Genomic DNA, 16,402 nt, shown 5'->3' with positions numbered 1-16,402 from the left:
ACCGGGATCTGCGACTTCCTCGCGATCACCGGCAACGCGTCCGCGTCGTCCTGCGTGGGACAGGCCACCCGCACGATCTGACAGCCCGACGCCGTGAGCTCCGCGATCTGCTGCAACGTCGCACCGATGTCCGACGTACGGGTCGTGGTCATGGACTGGACCGACACGGGGGCATCGCCGCCCACCGCCACCGACCCGACCTGGATCCGCCGCGACACGCGTCGCTCGGCGAGCGGCCGGACCGGCACCTCGGGGACGCCCAGGGAGATGGCGGTCACGCCGTCACTCCCGGTTCGAGGAGACGGTCTCGCGCATGGCGCGCAGGGACTCCTTGAGCGAACCCATCGTGGCCAGGACGGCGGTGGGCTCGTAGCCGCAGTGCGCCATGCAGTTGGCGCAGCGCGGGTCCTTGCCGCGGCCGTACTTGTCCCAGTCGGTCTCCTCGACCAGCTCCCGGTAGGTCGGCACGTAGCCGTCGCTCATCAGGTAGCAGGGGCGCTGCCAGCCGAACAGCGAGTAGTTCGGGATCGCCCACGCGGTGCACGGGAAGTCCACCTTGCCCTCGAGGAAGTCGAGGAACAGCGGGGAGTGGTTCAGCCGCCAGCGGGCGCGGTTGCCGCCGGAGAAGGCCTTCTTGAACAGCTCGCGGGTCTGCTCCACCCCGAGGAAGTGCTCCTGGTCGGGTGCCTTCTCGTAGGCGTAGGCGGGCGAGATCATCATCTCGTCGACCTTGAGGTCGTCGTTGAGGTAGTTGAGGACCTCGACGATGGTCTGCGGGGTGTCGGTGTTGAAGAAGGTGGAGTTGGTGGTCACCCGGAAGCCGCGCCGCTTGGCCTCCTTGATGGCCTCCACCGCCTCGTCGAACACGCCCTCCTTCGCGACGGACTCGTCGTGCCGCTCGCGCAGGCCGTCGATGTGCACCGCGAAGGCGAAGTAGGGCGAGGGCTTGAACTTGTCCATCTTCTTGCGCATGAGCAGGGCGTTGGTGCACAGGAAGACGTACTTCCGCTTGGCCACCAGCTGGTGGACGATCTCGTGGATCTGCGGGTGCATCAACGGCTCGCCACCGGCGATGGAGACCATCGGCGCACCCGATTCGAGCACCGCCCCGACGGCCTGCGCGACCGGCATGCGCTGCTTGAGCACCCCCGCCGGGTGCTGGATCTTGCCGCATCCCTCGCACTTCAGGTTGCAGGCGAAGAGCGGCTCCAGCTCCACGATGAGCGGGAACTTGTCCCGCCGGCGGATCTTCTGTTCGGCCAGGTATGTAGCGACCTTGACGGACTGACGCAGCGGCATGGCCATCTGGGCTCACCTCCGGGGGAGCAGCAAAGAACGGTGCCATTCGAAGAATGCGGGAAGAACGGATCGGAGAACACGGAAAGCTGATATTCCACCGCGCACCGTGCCGATCCGGACCAGTTCGTGTTCTGGAGCGTCCACGACCACCCGGACGGCCGCAACCGGACGCGGGCCCGCCCGGACGGCGCTCAGGAGCGTGGCCGCGGACTCCATGTCGACGGCGATCGCGCCGGTCGCGAGCAGGTCGGCGCGCTCGGGACCGCGGACGACGTGGTCCGAGCCGGTGAGCGGACCGGTGTGGACGGTGCGCCGGGGAAGGGCCCGCCTCAGCTCCTTGACCAGCCGGTCGGTGCCGACGCACGCCACGGTGGAGCGCGGGTCCCGGGTCTCCTCGGCGACGACCAGGTCGCCGGGGTGCATGCCGGGGGCGAGTCCCGCGCAGAAGCCCGTGGCCAGCACGGCGGCACCGCCGAGCGCCCTGTCCTCGGCCAGCACCCGGGTGACCGAACGCTCGGCCGCCCTCGGCCCCATGCCGGTGCGCAGGACGGTGACCGGCCCGTCGGCGCCGACCCGGTCGCCGGTGCGCAGGGCGAGGTGCTCGATGCCGAGCGCGCAGGCGATCAGCAGCGGGGACGGGCCGGTCTGCGCGTTCATCAGCTGCCCTTCACCCCGGCCGCGGACGTCTCGGCGGCGGGCCGCTCGGCGCGTGCGGCGGCGTTCAGCGCACCGTGCCGGTCTGCGAAGGGGTCTCCGTGCACGTACCGGCCGAGGGCGGTGAGCGGGAAGACCTGCCGGTAGAGGTGGTAGTTGATGGAGAAGTCCCAGGGGAAGCCGGTGCCGGTGAAGTACGGCTCGTCCCAGGAACCGTCCTCGCGCTGGGTGGCGGCCAGATGGGCGATGCCGCGTTGCACGGCCTTCGACTCCCGCTCCCCCGCGGCCAGCAGCGCCATCAGCGCCCAGGCGGTCTGCGAGGCCGTCGAGGCGCCCCGGCCGCTCCACTCCCGGACGTACCGGTAGGAGCGCAGGTCCTCGCCCCAGCCGCCGTCCTCGTTCTGGACGGACTCCAGCCAGGTCACCGCGCGGCGGATCGCGGGGTGCGAGACCGGGAACCCGGCGGCGGTCAGGGCGGGGACGACGGAGCCGGTGCCGTAGACGTAGTTGACGCCCCAGCGGCCGAACCACGAGCCGTCCGCCTCCTGTTCGGCCAGCAGCCACCGGATGCCCCGCCGGGTGCGCGGGTCGTGGGTGAGGCCCTCGACCGCGAGCATCTCGACGACGTGCGCGGTGACGTCCGCGGACGGCGGGTCGATGACCTCGCCGAAGTCGCAGAAGGGCAGCCGGTTGGGGAAGGCGCTGGTGTTGTCGACGTCGAACGCGCCCCAGGCGCCGTTCTTCGACTGCATGCCGAGGTTCCAGCGGACCCCGCGGCCGATGGCCTTCTCGACCCGCTCCGGGTCGTGGTGCCTGACCCGGCGCAGGGCGAGGACGACCTCGGCGGTGTCGTCGATGTCGGGGTAGTTGTCGTTGTGGAACTCGAACGCCCAGCCACCGGGCGGCAGTCCGGGACGCTTCACCGACCAGTCGCCGGGGCGCACGATCTGCTCGCCGAGCATCCAGTCGGCGGCCTTGACCAGTTGCGGGTGGTCGGCGGGCACCCCGGCGTCGGCCAGCGCGATGACGGCCAGGCAGGTGTCCCACACCGGGGACTGGCAGGCCTCGATCATCCGGGCGCCGTCCTCGCGCCACACGGCGAAGCGGTCCAGCGACTCCAGTCCCGCGCGCATCACGGGGTGTTCGAGGTCGTAGCCGAGCAGGTACAGGGCGATCACCGAGTACACCGCCGGCGGCTGGATGCCGCCCCAGCAGCCGTCGTTCTCCTGCCGCTCGATGATCCAGCGGGCGGCGGTGTTCATCGCGGCCCGGCGCAGTCGGCGCGGGGCGACCCTGCGGTAGGCGTGCAGGGCCCTGTCGATGCGCTGGAAGGCACCGTCCCAGCTCGCCGCCGGTGCCAGGGGCCGCGGCGGGTTGGGCAGGTGCGGGTCGGTGTGCAGCTCGTCCAGCGCGAAGGGGGCGGGGCGTACCGGCCGCTTGGCGGAGACGATGGTGAGCGGCACGATCGTCTGCCGGGCCCAGCAGCCGAAGTCGTAGATGTTGAGCGGCACCCAGGTGGGGAGGTAGATGATCTCGGGCGGCAGCTCGGGCAGGTCGTCCCACTTCCACCACCCGAAGAGCGCCAGCCAGATCCGGGTGAAGACGCGGGAGGCGGCGATGCCGCCGCGGGAGCGGACCCACTCGGCGGCCCGCGCCATGTGGGGCGCGTCGGGGGCGTCACCCGCCAGGCGCAGGGCGACGTAGGCCTCGACGGTGGCGGAGAGGTCGCCGGGGCCGCCGTGGAAGGTGGCCCAGGTGCCGTCCTCGCGCTGCTCGCCGCGGACGAACAGGGCGGCGGCGCGGGCGGTGTCCTCGTCCAGGATGCCCAGGAACTGGCGCAGGAGGAGATCCTCGGCGTCCATCGTGACGTTGGTCTCGAGGTCGCCCTTCCACCAGCCCTCGGCATCCTGGAGGGAGAGCAGGAAGTCCGTGGCGCGCCGGGTGGCGTGTGCGGCGGCCGCCGCCGTCCCGGGCGCCTCGGCGGGGATCGTGATGTCGTCGGTTTCGCTGGCCGCGGCTGCCAGGGGCTTCAGGGTGGCCCCGGTGCTTCCGTCGGTCGTCGCTGTCATGGCTTCCCCTTCGTGCAGTGTGCAAGCGGTGCTTCTGCTGTGGGTCCGCCGTCGGCCGGTGCTGGTCCTTCCCGCGACACCGGCCGGCGACTACGCGAGGGCTATTCGGCCGATAGTGATCATCTCTTTCGTACGACGACGAAGTCCGCGAGTGCAGTGAAACGGTCCCGCACCCGCTCGGGCATGTCCACGGCGTCGAGGGCCTCGATGGCGATGGTGTGCTGACGGCGCGCCTCGTCGGCGGTCCACTCCCGGCCGCCCGCTTCCTCGATGAGGGCGGCGCGGGCCGCGAACTCCTCCTCGGAGAAGTTCGCGAAGTCGCTGGTCTTGGCGTCGGCGGCGAGGATCTCGCCGAGCCGCTCGGACGCGGGGCCGCCGGCCGCGAGCGCGGCCACGACCGGGAGGGACTTCTTGCGCTGGCGCAGGTCGCTCCAGGTCTGCTTGCCGGTGGCCTCCGGGTCGCCCCAGATGCCGAGCAGGTCGTCGACGGCCTGGAAGGCGAGGCCCAGGTGGTAGCCGTACTTCTCCAGCGTGTCGGCGGTGAACTCGTCGGCGCCGCCGAGCACCGCGCCGATGGAGCTGGCGGAGGCGAGCAGGGCGCCGGTCTTGTTGCCCTCCATCTCCAGGCACTCCTCGACGCTGACGCGGTCGCGGTGCTCGTAGGAGATGTCCTGGGCCTGACCGTCGATCAGGGCGCGGGAGGCCTTGGTGAGGCGGCGGGTGGCGCGGCCGGCCTCGACGGTGCCCAGCTCCAGCAGCACCTCGTTGGCGAGCGCGAACAGGGCGTCGCCGACCAGGATGGCCTGGGCGGGGCCGTGCACCTTCCAGACGGTGTCGCGGTGGCGGCGCTGCTCGTCGCCGTCCATCAGGTCGTCGTGCAGGAGGGAGAAGTTGTGCACCAGCTCCACGGCCACCGCGCCGGGGACGCCGACCTCGGGTGCGGCACCGGTGACCTCGGCCGAGAGCACCGCGAGCGCGGGGCGGACGGCCTTGCCGCCGTCGCCGTCCGCGGGCCTGCCCTGGGCGTCGATCCAGCCGAAGTGGTAGGCGGCGACGGTGTCCATGGGAGGTGCCAGACGGTCTACGGCCGCCCGCAGGACCGGCGTGGTCAGGGTCCGGCCACGCTCCAGGAGCGCGGTCACGTCCACCGCCTCGGCAGCCTTCGGGGCCGGGGGCACAGTGGGCACAGTCTTTCCTCCAGTTGCGGTACCGGGAGTGCGGGAGTCGGTCCCACGCGGATCGGTTCTCATGCCGCCTCCTCGAAGAAATCGGGAAGCAGGCCGCGGGACCGGCCCAGGGCGCCGAGCGCGGCGCCCGCCGCCCCGACACCGCTGCGAACCGCACTCTCCATGGTCGCGGGCCACCCGGTGGCGGTCCACGCTCCGGCCAGGTACAGGCCGGGTGCCTTGGTGCGGGCGCCGGGCCGGAGCCGGCCGACGCCGGGGGCGGGAGCGAAGGTCGCGGTGCGCTCCCTGGTCACGAAGAAGTCCCTCACCTCGGCGCCCCGGGCGCGCGGCAGCAGCCGCTCCAGCTCGGGCAGGTACCGCTCGCGCAACGTGGCCACGGGCTCGTCGATCTCGTGCTGCGCGGTCGACTGCGACAGCGCCAGGTACTGCCCCTCCTTCAGCCCTGAGGCCTCGGTACGGTCGAACACCCACTGCACGGGGGTGCCGAGAGCGGCGAGGAACGGCGTGGCGAGCACCTTGCGGTCGTAGACGACGTGGACGTTGAGGATCGGCGCCGTGCCGATCTCCAGCAGGTTCCCCGGGGCGTCGAGGGCGCCTACGGGCAGCAGGTCGTGCGCCTCGCGCTGCGGTACGGCGAGGAGGACCGCGTCCGTCTCCAGGGTCTCGCCCGGGACCTCGACGCTCCAGCCGCCGTCCTCCCCGGCGCGGACGGCGGTGACCCGGGTGCGGACCTCGGTCCGGACGCCCGCGGCGTCGAGCGCCGCGCGGGCCAGCCCGTCGTGCAGGTCGCCCAGCGGGACCCGGGCCCACCCGATGTCGGCCGCGCCCGGGGCGGAGAGCAGACCGGTCTTGAACACCATCGCGGCGAGACCCAGCGAGGCGTCGCCGGCGACCGCGTTGAGGGTGGCGACGCCGACGAGGTCCCACAGCGCCTCGACGGCCCGCGGCGACTGGCCGTGCGCGGCCAGCCAGCTGCCGAAGTCCTGGTCGTCCAGCGCCGGGTCGGCGAGGTCCAGCCCCTTGAGCGCGAGCGCGGCCCGTCCGACCCCGGCCCGCTCGGCGAGCGAGAGGTGCGGATACGTGGCGAGGCTCCGCCCCAGGTGCAGGGGGACGGGAAGCGCGTCGCGCCGCAGCCTGCCGAGCCGCCGCCCCGCGGGCCGGGCGAGGTCGACGACCGGCACGTCGAGACGTTTTTGCACCGGAGCGAGCGCCGCTCCCCCGATGCGGTCGAGGAACCAGCGGTAGGCGGTGCAGCAGCGCAGGTAGACGTGCTGGCCGTTGTCGACGGTAAGGTCGCCGCGCTGGAAGGAGAAGGCGAGCCCGCCAAGGCGGGGCCGGCCTTCGAGCAGGGTGACGCGCACCCCGGCATCGGCGAGCGTGAGGGCGGCGGTGACCCCGGCGAGTCCGCCGCCGACCACGACGGCGTGCCCGCCGGGGCGCAGGGCGGAGACGTCCGCGAGCTGACCGCCGTCCCGCGTGCCGTTGCCGTGCGTCATGGTGCGCCCTTCCCTGTCCGGTCGCCGCGGTGTTTGAACGGCGTACGGCCGACCGTCTCAGTCAGGGACGCCGACCGCCACCGGAGGGTTGCCCGCCGCTCCCCGCCGGAGGCGTCGCTCCGGTCCGGAGTGTCGAGTGTGCCGGGTGCGTCCATCAGGCGCGCCTCCGGACGGCCCGTCGGGTGACGTGCCGGGCGTCCAGCCCGGACAGGCCGCGCACGGCGACGTACGCCTTCTCGCGCCCGGGGAGCGAGACCCGGCCGCGCAGGACGGCCTCCGGGTCGCGCTCGATGCGGTCCAGGAGGCGGCGGTAGATGCCGGCCATGGCGGCCACGCAGGCTCCGCTGCGCCGGTCGAGCATGGGCAGCAGCCGGTAGCCCTCGGCGAACAGGGCACGGGCCCGCCGCACCTCGAAGTGGACCATGCCCGCGAAGTCGGAGCCCGCGGGCGGCGTCGGCCCGCTGAACCCGGCGGAGCAGCCGAACTTGGCGAGGTCGTCGGCGGGCAGGTAGGTCCGCCCGCCCTCGGCGTCCTCGCGGACGTCCCGCAGGATGTTGGTGAGCTGGAGCGCGAGGCCGAGCGTGTCGGCGTACTCGGGCGCGCGCTCGGCGCCGCGCGCCCCCCGTTGGGTACCGAAGACGCCCAGCGAGAGGCGGCCGATGGCGCCCGCCACGCAGCGGCAGTAGACCTTCAGGTCGTCCCAGGTCTCGTAGGTCGCGCCCCGCAGGTCCATCTGGACCCCGTCGATCAGCTCGTCGAGTCCGCCGAGCGGGATCGGGAAGACCCGCGCGGCGTGGGAGAGGGCGACGGCGACCGGGTCGGTGTCGTCCTCGTCGACCGCGCCCTCCTGGATCCGGGCGAGCACCGCCCGCGTCTCCTCCAGACGGGCGACCTTGACGTCGCCCGCGAGGTCGCCGTCGCCGATGTCGTCAACGCGGCGGGAGAACGCGTACAGCGCGGACATGGCGCGGCGCTCGGGCGTCGGCAGGAGCCGGATGCCGTAGGCGAAGTTGCGGGCCTGCTGTCCGGTGACGGCCTCGCAGTAGCTGTAGGCGGCGAGTACCGGTGCCGACGTGTGCGCTGACGACTCCACGGTCCCGATCACCCCTCTCCTCGCAGGGTCACGCCCACCTCGCGCAGCAACGGGAGCTTGCCGGGCTTGGGCGGGCCGGGAAGTACGTCGTGATCGGCGGCCTCGATCGCCCGGACCGCCGCCCTGCCCCCCGCCACGAACCCCGCGAGCAGCAGACGGAGCCTGCCGCGGACGCTGCCCACCAGGGGGGCGCCCTCGCTCAGCAGGTCGCGGGCGCGCCCGTTCTCGTACGCGATCAGGGCGCGCACCGAGGCGCCGGCGCTGGGCGCGGCGAGGTCCGACTCCTGGACGTGGAAACGTTTCATGTCCTCGGCGGGCAGGTAGACACGGTCACGGGCGAGGTCCTCGGCGACGTCCTGGAGGTGCTCGACGATCTGGAGGGCGGTGCAGATCGCGTCGGACCGGCGGATCCGCTCCGGCGTCGAGGTGCCGGTGACGGCGAGCACGAGGTGACCGACCGGGTTGGCGGACAGCTCGCAGTAGGCGAGCAGGTCGTCGTAGGTCTCGTACCTCCTCACCACCTGGTCCTGGCGGTTGGCGGCGATCAGGCCGAGGAAGGGCGCGGGGGTCAGCGAGCGGCGGCGAACGGTGGGCTGGAGGCGGCGCAGCAGCGGGTGGCGGGGGGTGCCGTCGAAGACCCTGTGCAGGTCGGCCTCGAAGGCGTCCAGCATCAGCAGCCGGTCGTCGGCGCGGTCGCCGGGGACGCCGAGGAGGCGGGCGTCGGCGCCGCCGGGGGCCAGGTCGCCGTCGCCGATGTCGTCGACCAGACGGGCGAAGCCGTAGACGGCCATGAGGTCGGTGCGCCAGTCGCGGGGGAGGAAGAAGGGGGCCACGGGGAAGTTCTCGCTCGCGGCCTTGGCGAGGGTGGCGTGCTCCGGGTCGACGGCGTGGGCCGGGTGGGTGGCCGTCATCGCGGGCAGCCCCGGGCGGGGACGGCGCACGCGTCGCGGAGGTGGGGAGTTTCCGTCGCCATTGCCGTCACATCTCCCGTTCTACACTGCCGACCCAATACACACTATTTCGGACACGCCGCCCGACCGCCCGCACGGCGGGCCCGCTCAAGGGTGTCGGGCATTATCGCCCCATGTGCCGCGTTTTCCTGGACCGCTCCAGCTTACGTTGTACGACTCGGCGCGGTCCGCAGGGGTCCTCCGAGCACCACGAGAACGCCTCGGGCGTCCTCAACATTCCGAGGCACAGCGGGAGTTGACGCATCCTTTGCAGACGCGGGCCCCGCCGGAACAGTTCCGGCGGGGCCCCCGGCGTGTCGTCCTACTTGCCCGTGAACTTCTCGTACTCCTTGAGCACCTCGTCCGTCGGGCCGTCCATCCGCAGCTCGCCGCGTTCCAGCCACAGGACGCGGTTGCAGGTGTCCCGGATGGACTTGTTGTTGTGGCTGACCAGGAAGACGGTGCCGGCTTCCTTCTTCAGCTCCCGGATGCGCTCCTCGGAGCGCGCCTGGAACTTGCGGTCGCCGGTGGCGAGGGCCTCGTCGATCATCAGGACGTCGTGGTCCTTGGCGGCGGCGATGGAGAACCGCAGGCGGGCCGCCATGCCGGAGGAGTAGGTGCGCATCGGCAGGGTGATGAAGTCGCCCTTCTCGTTGATCCCGGAGAAGTCGACGATGTCCTGGTAGCGCTCCCTGATCTGCTCCCGGGACATGCCCATGGCCAGACCGCCGAGGATGACGTTGCGCTCGCCGGTGAGGTCGTTCATCAGGGCCGCGTTCACACCGAGGAGGGAGGGCTGGCCGTCCGTGTAGACCTTGCCGCGCTCCGCGGGGAGCAGGCCGGCGATGGCCCGCAGCAGGGTCGACTTGCCCGACCCGTTGGAGCCGATCAGGCCGATGGCCTCGCCCCGGTAGGCGGTGAAGGACACACCCCGCACGGCGTGCACCTTGCGCACGCCCCGCTCCTCGCCCCGCTTGATCATGCGGCTGAGGGCCGCGGTCGCGCTGCCCTTGCCGGTCCTGGCGCCGTTGACGCGGTAGACGATGTGCAGTTCGTCCGCGATGACCGTCGGCACCCGCTCGCCCTGCTGCTGCTCAGCCACGGCCGTACCTCTCCTCCGCCTTCCAGAAGTACACGAAGCCGCCCACGGCCAGGACCACGGCCCAGCCGAGCGCGACCGCCCACACGTGCGGCGGCAGGTTCTCCGAGCCGTACCCGTCGATCAGCGCGAAGCGGATCAGGTCCATGTAGACGGCGGCCGGGTTCCACTGGAGGACGTCCGCCAGCCAGGCCGGCTTGTCCTCCAGCATGATCGGAATGGAGAACATGACGCCCGACGCGTACATCCACGTCCGCATGATGAACGGCATCAGCTGGGCCAGGTCCGGCGTCTTGGCGCCCATCCGGGCCACGATCAGCGCCAGGCCCATGTTGAAGAGGAACTGCAGGAGCAGCGCCGGGACGACCAGCAGCCAGGACAGGGTGGGGTAGCTGCCGAAGCCGATCACCACCGCGAACAGGACGATCATCGACGCCAGGAGCTGCTGGAGCTGCTGGAGCGCGAAGGAGATCGGCAGCGAGGCGCGCGGGAAGTGCAGCGCCCGCACCAGGCCGAGGTTGCCGGAGATCGCGCGCACGCCCGCCATCGCCGAGGACTGGGTGAAGGTGAAGACGAACACACCCGTCACCAGGAACGGGATGTACACGTCCTTCGGCATGCCCTTGCCGGCGTTCAGGATCAGACCGAAGATCGTGAAGTAGACGAACGCGTTCAGCAGGGGCGTGGCCACCTGCCACAGCTGGCCGAGCTTGGCCTGGCTGTACTGCGCGGTCAGCTTCGCCTGGGAGAAGGCGAGGATGAAGTGCCGCCGGCTCCAGAGCTGACGGACGTACTCCGCGAGGGACGGCCGGGCCCCGCTCACCGACAGTCCGTACTTGGCGGCGAGCCGGGCCGATGTGAGGCCCTCGTCGGGCGACACGGGCCTGGTCATGGCGACCGTGCCGTCGTGCGTTGTCTCACTCACTGGGGAAACTTTCGTCTTCGGAGTGCTCGGCCGCGCGGGCCTGGCATGGACCTGTTGGCCCCGGGCGGACCGGGGCGCTCTCGGACACGAGCTTGTCAGATCACGGGAGGCCGGCCCAGCCGGGTCAGCCGCCACACCGTACGCCACCTCATGGGCCGGCGGGGGCCGCAGGGGGTGGCCCAGCCCTCGCGGAAGCCGCCGAACCAGGCCTTCAGGGCCGGTCGCGAGGGGCGGCGCAGCAGGGTGAGCAGCATCCACACGCCGAGGTAGACCGGGACGAGCGGCGCGGGAAGGTTTCGGCGGGCGAGCCAGACGCGGTTGCGGGCGACCATGCGGTGGTAGACCGCGTGCCGCGACGGCGCGGTCGTGGGGTGGTTCAGCACCATGTCCGACCGGTAGTCGATCATCCAGCCGGCGTCGAGGGCCCGCCACGCCAGGTCGGTCTCCTCGTGGGCGTAGAAGAACGCGTCCGGCAGGCCGCCGACCTGGGTGAGGACGCGGGTGCGTACGGCGTTGGCGCCGCCGAGGAAGGTGGTGACCCGGGAGGAGCGCATCGGGTCGGAGGCGCGCAGCCGCGGGACGTGCCGACGCTGGGTCTCGCCGGTGTCCGGGTCGGCGATGCGGAAGCTGATGATGCCGAGCCGGTCGTCGGCCGCGAAGGCCTCGCGGCACAGCTCGGCGGTGTCGGTGCGGGCGAGCAGGCCGTCGTCGTCCAGGAAGAGCAGGATGTCGACGTCGCTGCCGCCCGGCCCGAAGGCCTCGATGCCGACGTTGCGGCCGCCGGGGATGCCCAGGTTCTCGGGCAGCTCGACGGTGCGCACGCCCTCGGGCACCTCCGGGACGGGCGAGCCGTTGCCGACCACGACCACCTCGACCGGGTCGCCGTCCTGCCCGGCGACCGAGTCGAGCAGGGCGCGCAGTTCCTCGGGGCGGTTGCCCATCGTGATGACGACGGCGCCGACCTTCATGGCCCCGCTCACTTCAGCCTGCTGGAGGCGAGGATGGACACCAGGTGCAGGAGGGTCTGCAACAGCGCGATGCCGGCCAGTACGGCGGTGCCGAGGCGGGTGAAGAACAGGTCGCCGCGGCTCTCGTCGACGATGGCGAGGACGAGGATCAGCAGCGACGCCTCGATGCCGAGGATCAGCCGGTGGAACTTGAGCGCCCCGGCGGCCCGGCGGGCCAGCGCCATGCCGGAGGAGCGCGGCTCGGACGCGGACTCCTGGACCGGCGCCTTGCCCGTCTGGTGCCGGGCGACGCCGACCAGGTCGGTCTCGGCCTTGATCAGGATGGCGCCGAGCGCGGCCAGGGTGCCGAGGAAGGCCCACAGCCAGTCGATCCGGCCGGTGCCCCACACGTCGGCGGCGCGCAGGCCGAGGCCGACCAGGACCGCGGCGTCCGTCAGGTAGGCGCCGACCCGGTCCAGGTAGACCCCGCCGAGCGAGTACTGCTTCTTCCAGCGGGCGACCTCGCCGTCGACGCAGTCCAGCAGCAGGTACAGCTGGACCGCCACGACGCCGAGCACGGCGCCCGTGATCCCCGGCACCAGCAGCGCCGGGGCCGCGAGCACGCCGCAGACGGTCATCAGGTACGTGAGCTGGTTGGGCGTGACCCTGGTGTTCACCAGGTAGCGGTCGATCCGCAGCGAGACCTCGCGCATGTAGAGGCGTCCCGCCCAGTGCTCACCGCTGCGCCGGTCCTTGACCCCGGCGGGGTGGACGACCGGACGTAGTTCAGCTACCGATGGCCTTGACATAGTCGGCGTACAGGTCCTTGATCTGGTCGGTTTTGAGGTCGAGGTGCTCGAGGATCGTGTAGCGGCCGGGCCGCGTCTGCGGGGCGAACTCCACGGCCCGGAAGAACTCCTCCGGGGTGAAACCGATCTCCTCCGGCAGTACCGGAAGCCCGTGCCGGCGCAGCACCTCGGCCATGTGGGCGGACTCCTCGTGGGCCCCGCGCAGGAACATCGCGAAGGCCGCGCCCAGGCCGCACTGCTCGCCGTGGGCGGCCGCGCGCTGGGGGAAGAGCAGGTCGAAGGCGTGGTTGATCTCGTGGCAGGCGCCGGAGGCGGGCCGCGAGTCACCGGAGACCGACATGGCGATGCCGGTCAGGACCAGGCCCTCGGCGAGCACCTGGAGGAAGTCGTTGTCGCCGACGCCTCCCGGGTGGCGCAGGACGGCCTCGCCGGCCTGGCGGGCCATCGCGGCGGCCAGGCCGTCGATCCGCTCGCCCTTGACCCGGTTGGCCAGCTCCCAGTCCGCGATCGCGGAGACGTTGGAGACGGCGTCGCCGATACCGGCGCGCACGAACCGCACCGGGGCCTCGCGGATGACGTCCAGGTCGATCACGACGGCGATCGGGTTCGGCACACCGTAGGAGCCGCGGCCCGCGTCGTTGTCGAGGGTGGCGACCGGCGAGCACAGGCCGTCGTGCGCGAGGTTGGTCGGCACGGCGACCAGCGGGAGGCCGATGCGGGCGGCAGCGAACTTGGCGCAGTCGATGATCTTGCCGCCGCCGAGGCCGACGACCGCGTCGTAGTGACCGGCCTTCATCGCGCCGGCCAGCTTGATCGCGTCGTCCAGGGTGCCGCCGCCGACCTCGAACCAGTCGGCGCCGGGCAGCGACGGGGCGACGCGCTCGCGCAGCCGGGCGCCCGAGCCGCCGCTGACGGCGACGGCGAGCTTGCCCGAGTGGGAGATGCGCTCGTCGGCGAGCACGCACCCCAGGTCGTCGAGGGCACCCGCGCGGATGTCCACGACGACCGGCGACGGGATGAGCCTCGTCAGTACTGGCACGCGATCTCCCTGCCCTTGGCGAGGTCGTCGTGGTTGTCGATCTCGACCCACTTGACCTCGCCGATCGGCGCCACGTCGATCTTGAAGCCGCGGTTGACCAGCTCCTGGTAGCCGTCCTCGTAGTACAGCTGCGGGTCGCGCTCGAAGGTCGTCCTCAGGGCGTCGGCCAGCTCCGCGGCGGCCTCGCCCTCGATGAGGGTGACGCCGATGTACTCGCCGGTCGCCTCGGAGGGGTCCATCAGCTTGGTGATGCGCTGGACGCCCTTGTCGGGGTCGACGACGACCTTCATCTCCTCCTCGGCGAGGCTCTTCACCGTGTCGAGGGCGAGGATGATCTTCTTGCCGTCGCCGCGGGCGGCGAGCAGCGTCTTCTCGACGGAGACCGGGTGCACGGTGTCGCCGTTGGCGAGGATCACGCCGTCCTTGAGGGCGTCACGGCCGCACCACAGGGAGTAGGCGTTGTTCCACTCCTCGGCCTTGTCGTTGTCGATCAGCGTGATCTTGACGCCGTACTTCTGCTCCAGCGCCTCCTTGCGGTCGTACACGGCCTCCTTGCGGTAGCCGACGATGATCCCGACCTCGGTCAGGCCGACCTCGGCGAAGTTCGCGAGGGTCAGGTCCAGCACCGTGATGCTCTCCTCCGCACCCTCGGGGCCGACCGGCACCAGTGCCTTGGGCAGGGTGTCGGTGTAGGGGCGCAGACGCCGGCCGGCGCCGGCGGCCAGCACGAGGCCGATCATGCGGGTTCTCCTTCGTCGTGTACGGCGGGTGCGCCGCCCTGATGGGCGGCGACCCAGAAGCGGATGCTCTCGGCGAGCACCACGAGTGCCACGGCCACGGCGAGGACCGTGAGCGCGAGCGTGAACTGGGTGGCGGTGAGCAGCACGGCCAGCACGGTGATCACCAGCGTGCGGCCCTCGTGCCCCCCGATCGTCCGCACCAGCCACTGCGGCGGCGCGCCCGCGCCACCGCGGATGCGGTAGACCGTGTCGTAGTGATGGTAGGCGACCGCCGCAACCAGTCCGAAAGCCGCCGGAAGGGCCCCGTTCACGTCCGCTTTCGCCGCAAGTACCAGCACGGTGCCGTACTCGGCGGCGCGCAGGAACGGGGGGACCAGCCAGTCGAGGGCGCCCTTGAGGGGGCGGGCGACGGTGACACCGGAGGTCACGACGTAGGCGACGGCCGCTGCGGCCGGCCAGAAGCCGCCGAAACCGGTGAGCGCCGCCGTGACGACGACCGCGAGGCCGCCGAGGAGGGCGAGGGCGGGGGCGGTGAAGCCCGGCAGCCGGCGGACGGGCCCCCGCAGCCCCGCGGCGACGGCCTCGGCGAGCGGGCCGGAGTCGGCGAGGTCGGCCAGCGCCTTCGCGGCCCGGTCGGTGCGCGTCGCCTTGCGGGTCAGCGAGCGCAGGAGGCGGCCGGCGGTGGTGTACGTGGCGGCGAAGGCGCAGCCGACGAGCAGCACGTAGAAGGTGATGCGCGGGGTGGTGACCGCGGTCAGCACGGCGATCATGGCCCAGCGTTCACCGATGGGCAGGACGATCATGCGGCGCACCCAGACCGTCCAGCCGACGCTGTCGAGCCTGTCGGAGAGGGCGGCGGTGGGGCTGGTGTTGGCCGCGGCGGCCGTGCTGTCGACGTTCGCCTCGTTGAAGGAGAAGTCGACGACGTGCCGGCAGGTCTGGAGGATCATCGCGCCGAGGGCGAGGGCCCACACGTCGTCGCCGCCGCGGGCGGCGCCCAGGGCGAGGCCCGCGTAGTAGGCGTACTCCTTGGCCCGGTCGAAGGTGGCGTCCAGCCAGGCGCCGAGCGTGGAGTACTGCAGGGAGTAGCGGGCCAGCTGCCCGTCGGTGCAGTCCAGGACGAAGGAGGCGATGAGCAGGACGCCGGCGGCGACGAAGCCGCCGCGGGTGCCGGTGGCCGCGCAGGCCGCCGCTATGAGCGCGGTGATCAGCGAGGCGGTGGTGACCTGGTTGGGGGTCAGTCCGCGGCGCGCGCACCAGCGGGCGATGTAGCGGGAGTAGGGGCTGATGAAGAAGGTGGTGACGAAGCCGTCGCGGGCCTTCACGGCCGACTTCAGGCGTACGGCCTCGTCGTCGACGGCGGCGACGGACTGCCGTGCCTCGTTGCGGGCCTGCGGGTCCGCGGGGACGGCGGCGACGAGGCTGCCCAGCTCGGGCCGGTGCACGTCGGCGCCGTCGGCGTCGAGGGAGGCGGTGATCCGGTCGGGGAGGCTCTGCGGGTTCCCTTCGCCCGCCCTCGCGGGTGCGGGGCCGCCGACGGCGAGGTTCTCGCGGGCCATCGCGCGGGTGAGGGCCTGGCGGGCCTCCGGCCGCGCGGTCACGGCACCCGGGACCGCGGCGAGCGGGAAGCGGGGGTCGGTGAGGCCCAGGCGCAGGGAGTGCAGGTGGCCGACGAAGCGGGCGTCGACCAGGGCGACCCGCTCTCCGGCGGACACCTGGGCGAGCAGCAGCTCGGCGTCGGCCGCACCGGAGGCGGCACGCACCTCGAAGCCCAGGGACCGCAGCTCGCTCTCGATCGACGAACCGGGGACCGGCTGACCGGTGAGGATGGCGGTCGGCAACCGAACTCACTCCCTGGTGCCGACGCCCGGGGCGCCGGTCCTGTGCATGGTGGGACGCCCGCGCCTGCGGCACCCGGGCGGCATGTCGGCAGAGGTTATCGGATGCCCCGAACGCCGTGTTCACCGCCCGTTTCACGGTCGGTCGGCACCCGTGCACCCGTCTTTGCCGCGATCATCATCGTGGATGCGGGCCCCGCCCCACAAACCGCGCTCCCAGACCGGGCATCGCGGACATCGCGAAGCGTCCGACGGTG

The 16,402-nt window shown here is 72.3% G+C and carries 16 protein-coding genes; all 16 read right to left on the bottom strand.

Features of this window, described 5'->3' with window-relative positions:
* The coding region (locus AC07FV_RS12085; RefSeq protein ID WP_479086629.1) for a flavodoxin-dependent (E)-4-hydroxy-3-methylbut-2-enyl-diphosphate synthase at window positions 1-278 on the bottom strand (278 nt) is incomplete at its 3' end.
* A gap of 4 nt (window positions 279-282) precedes the next feature.
* Window positions 283-1,305, bottom strand: coding sequence for an adenosyl-hopene transferase HpnH (gene hpnH / locus AC07FV_RS12080; protein WP_479086627.1), 1,023 nt, complete (start codon window positions 1,303-1,305; stop codon window positions 283-285).
* Window positions 1,306-1,311: 6 nt separating this feature from the next.
* Complete coding sequence (locus AC07FV_RS12075; protein ID WP_479086625.1) at window positions 1,312-1,956, bottom strand: phosphorylase family protein; 645 nt, start codon at window positions 1,954-1,956, stop codon at window positions 1,312-1,314.
* Window positions 1,956-4,022 (bottom strand): squalene--hopene cyclase, encoded by a 2,067-nt coding sequence (shc, locus tag AC07FV_RS12070; RefSeq protein ID WP_479086624.1) that lies wholly within the window; start codon window positions 4,020-4,022, stop codon window positions 1,956-1,958. The genes AC07FV_RS12075 and shc overlap by 1 nt, the downstream gene beginning before the upstream one ends.
* 119 nt (window positions 4,023-4,141) lie before the next feature.
* Complete coding sequence (locus AC07FV_RS12065) at window positions 4,142-5,200, bottom strand: polyprenyl synthetase family protein (protein ID WP_356612746.1); 1,059 nt, start codon at window positions 5,198-5,200, stop codon at window positions 4,142-4,144.
* A gap of 68 nt (window positions 5,201-5,268) precedes the next feature.
* Window positions 5,269-6,705 carry a hydroxysqualene dehydroxylase HpnE gene (hpnE, locus tag AC07FV_RS12060; protein ID WP_479086622.1) on the bottom strand — a complete coding sequence of 479 codons (1,437 nt, stop codon included), beginning with the start codon at window positions 6,703-6,705 and terminating at the stop codon, window positions 5,269-5,271.
* Complete coding sequence (locus AC07FV_RS12055; RefSeq protein WP_356612734.1) at window positions 6,702-6,860, bottom strand: DUF6380 family protein; 159 nt, start codon at window positions 6,858-6,860, stop codon at window positions 6,702-6,704. The genes hpnE and AC07FV_RS12055 overlap by 4 nt, the downstream gene beginning before the upstream one ends.
* Window positions 6,860-7,810 carry a presqualene diphosphate synthase HpnD gene (gene hpnD, locus AC07FV_RS12050; protein ID WP_479086621.1) on the bottom strand — a complete coding sequence of 317 codons (951 nt, stop codon included), beginning with the start codon at window positions 7,808-7,810 and terminating at the stop codon, window positions 6,860-6,862. Before hpnD ends, AC07FV_RS12055 begins: the two co-directional genes overlap by 1 nt.
* Entirely contained in the window at window positions 7,807-8,709 is a 903-nt protein-coding gene (hpnC, locus tag AC07FV_RS12045) for a squalene synthase HpnC (RefSeq protein WP_479086619.1), read from the bottom strand. Before hpnC ends, hpnD begins: the two co-directional genes overlap by 4 nt.
* 361 nt (window positions 8,710-9,070) lie before the next feature.
* Entirely contained in the window at window positions 9,071-9,850 is a 780-nt protein-coding gene (locus AC07FV_RS12040; RefSeq protein ID WP_479086618.1) for an ABC transporter ATP-binding protein, read from the bottom strand.
* Complete coding sequence (locus AC07FV_RS12035) at window positions 9,843-10,772, bottom strand: ABC transporter permease (RefSeq protein ID WP_479086617.1); 930 nt, start codon at window positions 10,770-10,772, stop codon at window positions 9,843-9,845. The genes AC07FV_RS12040 and AC07FV_RS12035 overlap by 8 nt, the downstream gene beginning before the upstream one ends.
* A 95-nt stretch (window positions 10,773-10,867) precedes the next feature.
* A complete protein-coding gene (locus AC07FV_RS12030) occupies window positions 10,868-11,740 on the bottom strand; it encodes a glycosyltransferase family 2 protein (RefSeq protein WP_479086616.1) in 873 nt (290 codons plus the stop codon).
* An 8-nt stretch (window positions 11,741-11,748) separates the two neighbouring features.
* Window positions 11,749-12,528, bottom strand: a complete 780-nt coding sequence (locus AC07FV_RS12025; RefSeq protein ID WP_383643689.1) for a CDP-alcohol phosphatidyltransferase family protein — start codon at window positions 12,526-12,528, stop codon at window positions 11,749-11,751.
* Window positions 12,506-13,567: an iron-containing alcohol dehydrogenase family protein gene (locus AC07FV_RS12020; RefSeq protein ID WP_479086614.1), complete on the bottom strand. Its 1,062-nt coding sequence runs from the start codon at window positions 13,565-13,567 to the stop codon at window positions 12,506-12,508. The genes AC07FV_RS12025 and AC07FV_RS12020 overlap by 23 nt, the downstream gene beginning before the upstream one ends.
* Window positions 13,555-14,307 carry a phosphocholine cytidylyltransferase family protein gene (locus AC07FV_RS12015; protein WP_479086613.1) on the bottom strand — a complete coding sequence of 251 codons (753 nt, stop codon included), beginning with the start codon at window positions 14,305-14,307 and terminating at the stop codon, window positions 13,555-13,557. Before AC07FV_RS12015 ends, AC07FV_RS12020 begins: the two co-directional genes overlap by 13 nt.
* The gene (locus AC07FV_RS12010; RefSeq protein ID WP_479086612.1) at window positions 14,304-16,148 is read right to left on the bottom strand and encodes a DUF5941 domain-containing protein; all 1,845 of its coding nucleotides are present in this window, start codon (window positions 16,146-16,148) and stop codon (window positions 14,304-14,306) included. Before AC07FV_RS12010 ends, AC07FV_RS12015 begins: the two co-directional genes overlap by 4 nt.
* Window positions 16,149-16,402 lie beyond the last annotated feature (254 nt).

The organism is Streptomyces sp. NPDC045956, assembly GCF_056430705.1.
The sequence above is the reverse complement of the archived record's forward strand: the minus strand, read 5'-3'. Positions and strand labels throughout refer to the sequence as shown.